Raw genomic sequence first — 13775 nt, 5'->3', positions numbered from 1 at the left:
CTACAACTTCTGCACATCGGAGCGCGGATTACATCCGCAGATATGTCAAAGCGTTTTCGCTCTCGCAAAAACCTTCAACACATCTACGGATTGGAGAAATTCCATTTCCTTTTGTAACTTCGTTACAACGAAAATGAAACTTCGCCAATCCGCGCTCCGTTATCGGTAATTTTTCCGCAACACAACTTCTACAAAAAAAACACTAACTTTATTGAAATTTTTTAACATATCTATTTAATGAAAAGAGGAAATATTAGTAACGACCAATTTAGTTATAGAGAAGATTCTACATTACGATTTTCAAACAACAATTATATCATTGTAGTCAAAGACGAAGACTTTCCAGACAGAAATGTTATACCAATTATATATTATGATAATGGAAATGTAATAGATATAGATGAATATGATATGGAGAAGGTAATAACTTTAACCAATAATTATTACCCAGATAAAATATTATCAAATTATAATAACGTTAATCAAATTTTAAAAATATCTTATGGAAGTATAATATCAAATGATAGATATACGGAAGGTTCCAATTTCCCAAAATGTAAGACATTTGCCTCTAATATTCATCCAACTGATAAAAATGACATTATTGAAGTATTTAATGGCATAATTGATGAATCTACTTCAAGAATAAAATTATCAGACTCTTATTTGGATTCACTAATACTAGATATCTATGTTGAAGACAACTCTCCTATTTTTGTTGAAACAGACTCTAAAATAATTGGTCCTTTTAAAGTTTTAAATAAGGATAGTGAAGGTTATTTTATTGTAGAAAAGCATCTTTGGAAGCCTTTTGGAGAATATAAATTAACAAATGATTCTTATATTGAATTCACTGCTAATGAGATTACTCGTAAAATCCATCTTCCTTCATTCAATAAATTAGAAATTTTACAGATTATTGATTTTAAAGATGATACTGAAATAATTAAAGAGTTTAAATATGTATTATCTGAAAATTCAGAAGCATTTGATAAGCAAAAAATAGAAAGTTTATTAAATATTTTGTCTCAAACCTCCAGAATCAAATCAATTGAAAAATATTTATCTGAAAATAAAAGAATAGCGGAAATCTTAAAAAATACTGAAAATATTATTATTTCAAACAAAGAACTCGCAATTTTAATTCCAGAAATAAACAATATAAAAAGTGAAATCGAAAGATTACAAAACGATGAATTTGAACTGAAAAATAATCTTGAAAAATCTTTAACAAGAAAGGATGAAATCCAACAAGACATACTACAAAAACAGGAAAAATTAGATTTATTAAATTCTGAATTAGAGAATCTTAGTAAAACAAAAGAAGAAGAATTACTCAAAATTAAATCGGGATTAGAGAATGAAATATTGACTTTACAAGATGAAAAGAAGAATCTAGAGAACAACATAAAGAATGAAACAGAAAGCAAATCAAAAGAATTAGTTTTGATAAAAGAAAATCTTGAGGAACTAAAAAAAGCAGAAGAAGATTTAAAATATTCCGTAGACAAGTTAAAAGTTGAGAACCAAGAAACTCAAAGAGATTCTCTTAAAGGTTTGATTGATTTGTTTAAAAACAAAAAATACTTCGACTTTTTTAGTGGAAGGGATTTATCCGAATATGATAAAAAAGAAGAAAGAGAATTTATTGATTTTTCTGTTGTTGACACTTATTCTGACTATATTCAATTTAGAACAGAACTAATTTCAATTTTGAACAAAAGCGGAAGAAATTTTGATACTCACTTTATTGATAATCTGTTAATTTCAATTCATCAAAACACATTGACAGTTTTAGCTGGACTTCCAGGAACCGGCAAGACTAGTTTAGCTAGATTGCTTACAAAAATATTATCCCCAAAAGAAAGAATTTCGGAGGTTTCTGTTAGTCGTGGTTGGTCTTCTCAAAAAGACTTAATTGGTTTTCAAAACCCATTAACCAATAAATTTCATTCTGCACCTACAGGTATTTATGAATTACTTTCTCAATTAGATTATGAATCTAAAAATAAAAAGTATTTACAATCACCTATGGCATACATAATTTTAGACGAGGCTAATTTAAGTCCTATTGAACATTATTGGTCAACTTTTTATAATTTAACTGACTCAACTGCAAGTGAAACTAACCTTTTATCAATATCTTTAGGAAATAATTTAAATTTCGAGTTTGCAAATAATCTTCGATTCATTGCAACAATAAATTATGATCAAACAACTGAAAATTTATCCCCTAGAGTTATTGATAGAGCTAATATAATTCAATTAAAATCTTCAAGTATAGATTATAAAAATGATATAAATATGATTTCTACAGAAGATATCAAAAAGCTCAATATTTCTTATGAAAAGTGTATTGAATTTTTTAATCTTTTGGATTTCCAAAGTTTTAATCAAAGTATTGAATTGTCAGTAGAGATAGAGTCTATATTTAAAGATATTAAAGAGAAATTTAATTCACTTAGGATACCTATAAGCCCAAGAGTTGAAATTTCAATCAAAAAATATTGCTTAGTAGCTAGAAATTACATGAAAAAAGAAATTTCACGTCCATTAGATTATTGTGTTGCTCAAAGACTTTTACCTATGATAAATTTACAAGGTGATTTAGCAAAGAAGAATCTAGAGGAATTATTAAATATCTTTGAAAAAAATGACCTAAAAAAATCTTACGAAGTTCTTAAAAAAATTATTGAGACAGGAAATGAGGATAGCATATTTGAAGGAAATTATAATTACTTCTTAACCTTGACTTATGCTTAAAATATTTCAGATAATTAAAGATAAAAAAGTAGAAATATTCCCTTCAAATAACATTTATACGGTTTTTGAATTGGGAAAATATGAGTTATTTTATACATCTGAAAATATAACATCCAATACGGTATTTATTGAAGATATTCCTGTTGATTCAAACAAATTATCTCAAAGTGGTAACCAGATACAACTATTAGAGTTTAGGTATTTTGAAAATTACTTCGGTTATGCAAGTTTAAATTTAAACAATGAAATTTTTCTTTTCAATATCAAAATAGAAAAACTCAAATTATCTGAAATCGAAGATATTTTCATGTATTTATGGAAGAAAGAAGATAAACTTTTTAATATTTTTTTCTCTAAAAGCACGTATGAATTAGATTTTAAGAGAAAAGGATTTGAATTAGGTCAAACATCTAAGTTAATCTCTTTCATAGAAACATTTGTATCAACTTTTGAACAACTATATTTCTCTTTTGAAAATTTACCTCATACAGTTTTAAGAAAGCATCATCAAAAAACAAAATATGATTCTCATAAAGTAACTGCTGATACAGTGGATTGGATGTTAAGTAATTTGGACGAAATATATTTTGATAATTCTTTTAAGGGACATTATAATTCAATAAAAATTAACAATAAATATGGTTTAATTGAAAATATTAAAACATCTGAAAACCTAAACTCTTTCAATAATTATGAAAATCAAATTATTTTAGGGGCATTTATGCTTCTTTTAAAGAAATTAAAAGAATTGAAATTTCAAATAAGTGCAAGTATAAATATCCAACCGAACAAAGATGAATTATATGCTGATTTTAAAGATTTAAAAAGAATTCCATTCATAAAGTTATTTGAAGATTCTACTTCATTAGAACGGAAAGTAATTAAAATTTTCAATAGATACCAAAAACTTTTCAAGGATGTACAACCCAAAATTGAAAAACCTGTTTTAACCACAGTTTTCGCTCAAAAATTACACTATAAAAAAGCTTTTAGTTTAATAAAAAACTTGAATGATTATAAGTTTGATTTATTTGGAGAATTTAAATTATTGAACATAAGTAAATTAAGTAAACTTTATGAAGTTTACAATTTGTACGTAATACTTGAATCAATAAAACAAAAGCTAAGGTTAGATTTTTTTAATATTAGTGCATTTTCAGATAGAAATGATGAAATAATAGAAAAAATAACTTTTGATAATACTAACTATAGCATAAGACTTTTATATGAACAAAAATTCTACGATTTTTCAAAAACAAAACAAGAAACAGAACTTAGAAGAATAGATATAAAAAAAGGGAATTATTATAATCCTGACTATATCATAGAAATTTTCGATAAAATTAAACAAAAAAAGAAATATTATATTCTTGATGCAAAGTATTCTAAACTTCATACTGTTAGAAGTAATCATCTTCCTGATGTAATTGAAAAATACATTATCAATACAGGAATAAACGAAAGCCCTAATACAAAAGTAAATTCTTTAAACTTAATTTTCCCTAATGAATTTGGTCAGAAAATTATTGAAAGTGATTATTTCGAACCAACTATTGAACTTACAGCATCTAAGCCAAATTTTGAAAATGAATTAAAATTATTTATAAATAGAATTTTAGAACAAAATATATCAGAAAATTTAATTATAAAATAAAACTACCGATAACATCGGTTTTGCAAAAGAGCGGGATAAAGTCTAAATTGAAAGTTTCTGCATTTTAATCCGCACAACCATTTTTATTTTGCTCTTTTTTGTATTTTAGCAAAAGTAAAAAATGGTTTTGCTACGCTTGTGCCAAGTTGAAAGTTCCGTCTTTCTAATCCGCTCCTTCGCAAAGCCGTTTCCCGTTATCGGTAATGGCAATTGACCGCTCCGAAACAACATCAACGGACAGACAGAAAAACGAAAAATCCCCCATCGCTTCACAAAATTAAAAGAGGTGCAACCAACCGCACAAAAACAACGCTATTGCACCACATTTAATTTTGCCCCAACACACCCAAGCCCACCCACCACCCCAAATTGAATAACTTTCTTGCTAAAGATTTTGGTAAACAAAAAACTTTGGCTAAATTTGACAATTATTGTCAATAGAAAGTATGTCAACAGAAACAACAATAGGCGAAAAACTTAGACAGCTACGAGAAAGCAAAGAGCTTCCATTACGGAAAGTGTCTGCATTGCTCGATATTGATGTAGCTATTTTAAGCAAAATGGAACGTGGTGAACGCAAACTAACAAAAGACATCGTTCTCAAACTTGCAGACATCTACGGACACAACCAAGACGAACTGTTAGTACTGTTCCTTAGTGACAAAATAATGTATGAAATTCAAGATGAAGATTTAGGAGTAAAAGCTTTGAAAGTCGCCGAACAAAGAGTAAAATATTTAAAAGCGAACAAGAACAAATGACGATAAAACAACTCATAGAAAAATATCAGTCGGACAGAAGCTATTATCTGACCAACAAGTATAACGAAACATTGCTTCGCAGTGATTTCTTAGACCCTTTTTTCGAGTTGTTGGGTTGGGATATTAAAAACAATGCAGGAAAGCCAACCAACGAAAGAGAAGTCATTTTAGAAGAAGCCTTGAAAGCAAATGCTTCTGAAAACTCAAAGAAACCTGACTACACTTTTCGCTTGTTTTCTGAAAGAAAATTCTTTTTGGAAGCCAAGAAACCTTATGTCAAAATTGAAGCAGACAATGAAACAGCAAAGCAAGTAAGACGTTATGGATTTACTGCAAAGTTGAAAATTTCGGTTCTTTCCAACTTTGAGTATCTCATTATTTACGACACATCTGTAAAAGTTGAAAAAGATGATACTTTTCAAAAAGCACTTGTAAAGAAATATCATTATACCGAATACGAAGAAAAGTTTGATGAAATCAAACGATTATTAAGCAAAGAAGCCGTTTATTCGGGTGCTTTTGATAACGAATGGAAAGCAATTGAAACCAAAATCAATCAATATTCCATAGACAATCTTTTCCTGAAACAAATCAATGAATGGAGAAAAGCGTTAGGTTCTGAAATTCACAAACACGAACCGAAAATTGACGAGCAACAATTAAATGACATCGTTCAAAGTTACTTGAACCGTGTATTGTTTTTGCGTGTTTGTGAGGACAGAAATTTAGAAGAATATCAAACGCTTTTGAAGTTTGCTAATACAAACGATTTTAAAGCATTAATCAAGAAGTTTCAGGAAGCCGATAAACGCTATAATTCGGGGTTGTTTGACCAATTACTGAAAGACAAAATCGTTGAAAATGTTAGTTCTGTATTTTGGACTATTATCAAACAGCTTTATTATCCTGAAAGCCCTTATTCTTTCAGTGTTTTTTCGTCTGATGTTTTAGGAAGTATTTATGAAATTTTCCTTTCCGAAAAATTAGTCATCCAAAACGGAACGGTTGAATTAGTAAAGAAACCTGAAAACATTGACAGAGATATTGTTACAACGCCAACATTTATCATCAATGATATTTTGCGGAATACGGTTTTAGCGAAATGCAAAGACAAAACCGACAAAGAAATTCTGCAATTAAAGTTTGCTGATATTGCTTGTGGTTCGGGTGCTTTTTTGTTGGAGTTATTTCAACTTTTGAATGATATTTTGATTGACTATTATTTAAAAAATGACAAATCAAAACTCATTCAAACTAACATCAACACTTACAAACTTCCTTTTGAAACCAAAAGAAACATTTTGTTGAATTGTGTTTTCGGAGTTGATAAAGATTATAACGCAGTTGAAGCATCAAAATTTGGTTTATTGTTGAAGTTGTTGGAAAGTGAAGATGTAAATTCGACCAACAAAACCAAACCTGTTTTACCTGACCTTTCAGAAAATATATTTTTCGGGAATACTTTGCTAAATCCAAGCCAAGTTGAAAAGAAAAACCAAACAGAAATCAATCCGTTTGATTTTTCAAAACTTAGTTTTGATGTAATTGTCGGCAATCCGCCTTATTTAAAGTCGGAGGATATGAAAAATATTACACCGCTTGAATTACCGCTTTACAAAACAAATTACACATCGGCTTACAAACAGTTTGATAAATACTTTTTGTTCCTTGAACAAGGATTAAATTTATTGACCGATGACGGAATTTTAGGCTATATCGTTCCAAGCAAGTTTACCAAAGTTGGTGCAGGTAAAAAATTACGTGAACTACTTACAGAAAAAGAGTATTTACATTCAATCGTTTCGTTTGGTGCAAATCAAGTTTTTGCAGACAAAACAACTTACACTTGTTTGCTAATCCTGAATAAGAAGCCTCAAAAGACTTTCCAATATGCAGAAGTAAAGAGTTTGAACAGTTGGAAAGTTCGTGAACCCGAAGCCGTAAAATTTGCATCTAAAAAAACAGAAGAATTAGACAGTGAAGTTTGGGTTTTAGTTTCGCCTGAATTAACTAACGCATACAATAAAATCGTTTCGCAAAGTGCGAAATTGGTTGATTTGATTGGTAATGACAATATTTTCAACGGTATTCAAACAAGTGCAAATGATGTTTACATTTTCACACCAACTAAAGAGGACAAAAAGCATTATTTCTTTTCTAAAAAAGGTATTGAATACAAAATTGAAAAAGAAATTACCAAACCGTATTTTCAAACTTCATCAGGCGAAGACAATTTAAACACTTACCGAACTTTCAAACCTAACGCAAGAGTAATTTATCCTTATACGCCAACAAAAACAGGTGTTGATGTCATTCCGCTTGCAACCATTCAAAAGAAATTTCCTTTGGCTTATGATTATTTTCAAAAGCATAAAACGATTTTGAATAATCCAAAGCGAGATATTAAACCAACTCCGCAAACACAAGAAGAATGGCATAGATACGGCAGACATCAAAGTTTGGATAGTTGCGGACTGTCACAGAAAATTATTGTTGGCGTTCTTTCAGTTGGCGATAAATATGCGATTGACATTCACGGAACGTTGATTTCTTCAGGCGGAACAGCAGGTTATTGTGTAGTTGCCATTCCCGAAACTTCGGAATATTCTATTTACTACATTCAAGCCATTCTCAATTCCAAATATTTGGAATGGTTCAGTGCGTTGTATGGCGAAGTTTTCAGAGGTGGTTACATTGCAAGAGGCACAAAGGTTTTGAAAAACTTGCCAATCCGAAAAATTGATTTTACCAACACAAAAGAAAAAACACTTCACGATAAAATTGTTTCGGCTCAAAAAGAGTTAATCAGCATTTACGACCAAATAGATGCAAACACAGGAAACAAAAGAGCTTTAACGCCACTTCAAGCACAGTTTGCAAGAGAAAAAGCAAACTTGGAAAAACTATTAGCCAAATTGTACGATTTGGGCGATGATGATTTGTTAATCCCTCTAATCAAAGAATTGTATGAAGCTAATTGAGAACGCATCAGCCGAAAAACTTCGTGGCGGTTTTTATACGCCTGAACCGATTGCTTCATTCATTTTGAAATGGGGCATAAACGGAAGTTCTGACTATGATGTTTTAGAACCGAGTTGTGGGGACGGTGTTTTTTTAGAGCAATTGAAAGAAAATAATCACAAATTCAAATCGGTAACGGCTATTGAGTTTGACGAGATAGAAGCCGAAAAATCGGACAAAATCAAACTCAAAAATAAAAACGTAATCAACACCGATTTTCATTTGTATTGTAATGAAACTACGGAGCGATTTGATTTAGTTGTCGGTAATCCGCCTTATATCCGTTATCAATATTTTGACAAAGAACAACAAGCGGAAGCGGATAAAATATTCAAAAAGGCAAACTTGAAATATTCAAAGCTAACTAATGCTTGGGTTTCGTTTGTCGTTGGTTCAAGTCTGTTGCTGAAAGAAAAAGGGAAAATTGGTTTTGTAATTCCTGCCGAATTACTGCAGGTTTCTTATGCTCAACAACTACGTGAATTTTTAGCACATTTCTACAATAAAATAAACATCATTTCATTTGAAAAGTTAGTGTTTCCCGATATTCAGCAAGAAGTTGTTTTGTTGCTTTGTGAAAGAAACAGAAGCGGTTCACATTTAATTGAACATTTGGAATTGCGAGATGCTTCTGACCTTGCAACATTAGATGTAAAGCGATTAAAAAGCCCAAGCAAAAAAATAGATTTCAAATCCAACAAATGGACTTACTATTTTTTGGAACAGGAAGAAATTGACTTTCTTGAAAACATTGCAGAGAAAAGAAAAATTCCGACTATCGGAAATTATGCCAATGTAGAGGTAGGCATAACAACAGGAGCAAATAATTATTTTACTGTTCCTTATTCAACTGTTGCGTTTTACCAATTAGAAGAATTTGCAAAGCCAATGGTTGGCAGAAGCGTTCAGGTGAACAGCATTGTTTTCACAAAGAAAGATTGGTTCAAAAATCAACAGACCGAAGCCAAAGCAAATTTGTTGGTTTTTCCACCAAAAGAAAAACTAAACGGACACGCAGGAGTGCAAGACTATATACAATATGGCGAGAGTATCGGCATAAACAAAGGTTATAAAACAGGTATTCGTGATGATTGGTTTGTTATTCCGTCAATAAAACTTTCTGATGCGTTGTTTATCCGCAGAAACAATTTGTTTCCACGATTGATTTTAAACGAAGCCAACGCCTATACAACCGACACAATGCACAGAGTTTTTGTAAAGGAAACAACGAACAAAAATGCGTTTATTGCCAGTTTCTACAATTCGCTTTCATTGGCGTTTTCCGAAATTGTTGGTCGCAGTTATGGTGGTGGCGTTTTAGAACTAATGCCAAGCGAAGCAGAACAGATACTTCTTCCCTATCAATCTCAAAATGATGAATTGCTTGAAGTGATTGACAAAATGATGAGAGAGAAAAAAAGCATTGATGAAATTCTAAAAATCACAAACAAACAAATCCTGAAAGACGGTTACGGCTTTACGGATAAAGAAATAAAATTAGCTGACAGCATTTGGAAAAAATTGTCGGCAAGGAGATTAAATAGAGGGAAGTAAAAAAATGAATAGAATTGATTACATAAACAAAATCAACACCAACGCTGCAAGATTTGTTCTTGAAGTCGAGGGCTTTAATGCTATTGGTAATTATCATATCAACATTCACGCAGAAAGTTTTTTAGTCCCTGTTTTAAATGAGGTTTTTGGCTTACAACTTGAAAACCTTAATTCAACACAACAGAAAAACTTCCCTGCAATTGATTTAGCCGACTTCAAAAATAGAGTTGCTTTTCAAATAACATCAACAAGTTCATTCGAAAAAATCAAATCCACACTTGAAACATTTGCAAGACACGAATTGCACAAACAATTTGATGTACTGTACATTTATATTCTTACGGAAAAGAAACCACAATACAATGACACAAAATTAAATGGCATTATTCCAGATAATTTTACTTTTGCTACAAATGAACACGTTATAGACAAAGATGTCGTTCTGCAAAAAATAAATGCTATTAGTGCAACACCAAAATTACAAGCAATAGCAAAATTATATGAACACGAATTTTCTGAAATCCAAATAGAGCAACGCAAGAAAAAATTTGAGAATGGGTATCTCAAAAACGAACCAGAGAATATTTCACCCAATATGGTTAAAATAACTTTTGGGAGCATAATTTATAAGGCAGATTTAAACATAGATGAAGAAGGAATAACCGAAAGAGTGAATGAATTTCTTGTTATAAAAGGAAGACGTACAATTAAGAAACTTAAACCAACCAAATTAGTAAAAAATGCCCTGCGTGAACACAAAGCAATGGCTTCTGATTGGATATTGTACGAAAATTGTCTTTATACATTTCGTGATTTAACTTCTAATCGTGAACCTTTCCGAAATATAATTGACAAAGGCACTATAACATCTCTTGAGTGTTCGGAGTTCTATGAACAAAGCGAAGCGACAAATAGAGTATTCAAGAATCTATTAAGAAATACGTTAATGCAACTTTGTTTCTTAAAAGATATTGAATGGTTTGATAAACGAGGAACGTTTCGTTTCGCAAGCAAAAACCCTCCAAGTGCAAAACAAATCCGCTGGAAAGGGAAAAATGAAGCTACAAAGACTGTCATTTTTCCTATGATAAATAAAAAGGAGGGACACTTGATTTGTTTTCGTCATTTGGCGTTTAAATGTTCATTCATAAACTTTGATACAGATTGGTATTTAATCATAAATCCAACTTGGAGTTTTACAAATCCGGGGGGTTATAGAGAAAGTCGTTTTGAATCAGCTTATATGTCAGGAATAAAACGTTTAGAAAACAACAATTCTGTTTACAATTATTTTCGCTTCTTTTCATATTATCTTTCATACACGGATTTATTCACTCCTGAATTTCCCTTTATGAAAATACACAAACTTGAACCGATAAGTTTGTCCCCAAGTTTAGATGAACAAAAATGGATACCTGCAAAAGTTGTAGAAAAGAATACCGAAGCATTGCCAACTGAATTAGAAGCCGATACCGAATTAACGGATTCAACAATATTTGAATAATGAAATTAAGATACATAGAAGAACCATCTTTGCAATTTGGCACAAGTCATCATATTTGTCCTAAAAGTGGTATTTACACCTACAATCCTTTTGATATTACACAGGTTCGCCCTGAAAAAATAACTATTGGAATTGTTGGAAAGGGCGAAAGTGTTGACAAAGTATTAGAATGGTTAGAAAGTTGTAAATCACATATTAACGGAAAACAAAGTAAAACACCGCACCCTAATTTATTTATGAACTTTTGCGGTTTCAACAAAAATGTTGGCTTCAAATGTGAAATAGCCTATGACGATACTTATTTACGCAAACTAAATAATTCTGATATTGAAAAGATAATCAAAGAAAAAAACTCACTTGAAGAAACAATTACAGAGGTAACAAATTTATATCTTAGTGAAATTAAGTTTCTTTCTAAAAACAAGAAACCAGACGTTATCCTTTGTGCTTTACCTGAAAATCTTATGAAGCACATTATGGAATCTAAGCCAAAAACTAACGATGAAGAAGGCGAAGAAACTGTAGAAAAAGATTTTGATGATGAAGATGTATCTAAAAAGGAACAAAACTTTAGAAGAAATTTGAAAGCAAAAGCAATGCAGTATAACATTCCTATTCAAATCATTCGGGATAGAATTTCAAAGCCAACCGCAGAAATGCAAGACCCTGCAACAATTGCTTGGAATTTCTTTACAGCATTGTATTACAAAGCATCAGGTACACCTTGGGCGTTAATCAGAAAAGATTCTGCAGAAACTACTTGCTATGCAGGAATTAGTTTTTTCAAAAGTCGTGATAAAAAATCGACTCAAACAAGCATTGCTCAAATATTTAACGAATTAGGAAAAGGTGTGATTCTAAGAGGAGAAGAAATAACATTAAAAAAGAATGACCGAACACCGCATTTAGACGACCAACAAGCGTACAACTTATTGACACAATCACTCAAAGAATATTATGATGCGGTAAAAATATTTCCTAAGCGTTTAGTTTTACACAAAACATCAAATTTCAATGAAGATGAGGTTTACGGATTTATCCAAGCTGCAAAAGAATTACATATTAACCAAATTGACTTAGTTTCAATACAAACTTCTGACATTCGACTGTATCGAAGCGGTAATTACCCACCGATGCGAGGTACACAATTTACAATGTCCGACAAACATCATTTGCTTTATACAAGAGGTTCTGTTCCGTATTACGAAACATATCCGGGTAGATACATTCCAAGAGCGATTGAAATTAAACTTGCAACTTATGATGAATCGCCAAACGTGATTTGTGATGAAATTTTAGCACTAACAAAGATGAATTGGAACAACACTCAATTTGACAGACAAATGCCAATTACCATTGAATGTGCAAGGAATGTTGGCGAAATTTTGAAATACTTGACACCTGACGATAATATGCAGTTGAAATATAGTTTTTATATGTAATTACCCAACACTTTTGGTGGCACATTTGCAATTCGCACAAGCCAACCGCACAAAGCCAAAATTGCAAAAGAGCCACCAAGCCCACGCTCAACAAAGCGACCGAAAAGAGCCACTACCGATAACAAGGGTAGCTGTTGCACAACCCTAATTTTCCAATAATAGTTTTCAAAACTCAACCAAAACCACCTCTTTTTAAGCGATTTAAAGGAGGTTTTTATTTTTGCTGGTGAAAGTTTCCGGAATTTCGCGTGTGCTTAAATGAAGGATATGGGAGTCGTGGGAAAGAAGTTTTTCCAAAACCAGAACTTCCCTTTTGGAACGTTCATGATTTGGGCCTTGCGGTGGACTTTTCGGGTGGTGAACTTCAGGTATTTCTTCAGGTTGTAAGTCAGGGCAGCCATTAAAACGTGTTTGTTAGCCTGGGCCATCCCTCTGGAATTAATCCGCTTCATGTTGTGATGATTGATCAGCGTGCCCAGAACCGGTTCCACGGTGGAGCTGCGGCGCTTGGTGAGCATGCGCGTGTAGTTCCTGTCGCGGTTTAGTTTCTCGTGCATGGCATCGTAGAGCGGTTTGTGGATGCTGTCGTCGAGTTTCTTGAACTTCGTGACCTTGCCGCAGCATTCCGCTCTCAGCGGGCAGTCTTTGCAGTCACGCTCGCTGCTGCGGTAAATGTTCTTCGCGTAGCCTTTGCTGTCGGTTTTGGTGCCTTTAAAGATCAGCAGGGCCTGGTTTCCGCCGGGTTTTCGGCATTCGTAACGGTTTTCTTCTTTGTTAAAAATAAAACCTTCGCGCTCGGGCTTGTACTGCCCGAAGTTGGGGATGTAGGCGTTGATGCCTTTTTCTTTGCAGTACTTTAAAGCCTCGCCACTGCTGTAACCTGCATCGGCCAGAACCTCTTCTATCTGCATTCTGCTTTGGCTGAAGTTCTCTAAAGTCTGATTCATTATTTCAGAAAAAATCATGCTGTCTTTGCTTCCGGCGGTACTGGCGCAGGCGCCGGTAATGACGTGGTGTGCATCATCCACCGCCAACTGTCCGGCATAGTTCAGCTGGCGGGCTTTGCCGGGTTTTAC

General features: G+C 32.4%; 8 protein-coding genes. 7 read left to right on the top strand and 1 reads right to left on the bottom strand.

The annotated features are described in order from the left end of the window. The first annotated feature begins 237 nt into the window (after positions 1 to 237). The 7 genes from ACM44_RS14055 (at position 238) to ACM44_RS14025 (ending at position 12699) form a co-directional block, all read left to right on the top strand. Positions 238 to 2763, top strand: a complete 2526-nt coding sequence (locus ACM44_RS14055) for a hypothetical protein (RefSeq protein ID WP_048500694.1) — start codon at positions 238 to 240, stop codon at positions 2761 to 2763. Further along, a complete protein-coding gene (locus ACM44_RS14050; RefSeq protein ID WP_048500693.1) occupies positions 2756 to 4417 on the top strand; it encodes a hypothetical protein in 1662 nt (553 codons plus the stop codon). Before ACM44_RS14055 ends, ACM44_RS14050 begins: the two co-directional genes overlap by 8 nt. A gap of 446 nt (positions 4418 to 4863) precedes the next feature. Continuing rightward, positions 4864 to 5178, top strand: coding sequence for a helix-turn-helix domain-containing protein (locus tag ACM44_RS14045; protein WP_048500692.1), 315 nt, complete (start codon positions 4864 to 4866; stop codon positions 5176 to 5178). Beyond that, positions 5175 to 8159: an Eco57I restriction-modification methylase domain-containing protein gene (locus tag ACM44_RS14040; protein WP_048500691.1), complete on the top strand. Its 2985-nt coding sequence runs from the start codon at positions 5175 to 5177 to the stop codon at positions 8157 to 8159. Before ACM44_RS14045 ends, ACM44_RS14040 begins: the two co-directional genes overlap by 4 nt. After that, complete coding sequence (locus ACM44_RS14035; RefSeq protein WP_048500690.1) at positions 8146 to 9753, top strand: Eco57I restriction-modification methylase domain-containing protein; 1608 nt, start codon at positions 8146 to 8148, stop codon at positions 9751 to 9753. The genes ACM44_RS14040 and ACM44_RS14035 overlap by 14 nt, the downstream gene beginning before the upstream one ends. A gap of 4 nt (positions 9754 to 9757) precedes the next feature. After that, positions 9758 to 11257: an SMEK domain-containing protein gene (locus tag ACM44_RS14030; protein ID WP_048500689.1), complete on the top strand. Its 1500-nt coding sequence runs from the start codon at positions 9758 to 9760 to the stop codon at positions 11255 to 11257. After that, a complete protein-coding gene (locus tag ACM44_RS14025) occupies positions 11257 to 12699 on the top strand; it encodes an argonaute/piwi family protein (protein WP_048500688.1) in 1443 nt (480 codons plus the stop codon). Before ACM44_RS14030 ends, ACM44_RS14025 begins: the two co-directional genes overlap by 1 nt. 254 nt (positions 12700 to 12953) lie before the next feature. Here the strand turns inward: ACM44_RS14025 and ACM44_RS14020 are convergent. Next, positions 12954 to 13775 (bottom strand): transposase (locus ACM44_RS14020; protein WP_048500687.1); only part of this gene is annotated, 822 nt, incomplete at its 5' end.

It is taken from the genome of Chryseobacterium koreense CCUG 49689, assembly GCF_001045435.1.
Taxonomy (GTDB): Bacteria; Bacteroidota; Bacteroidia; order Flavobacteriales; family Weeksellaceae; genus Kaistella; species Kaistella koreensis.
This window is presented reverse-complemented; position numbering and strand designations above follow the sequence as displayed.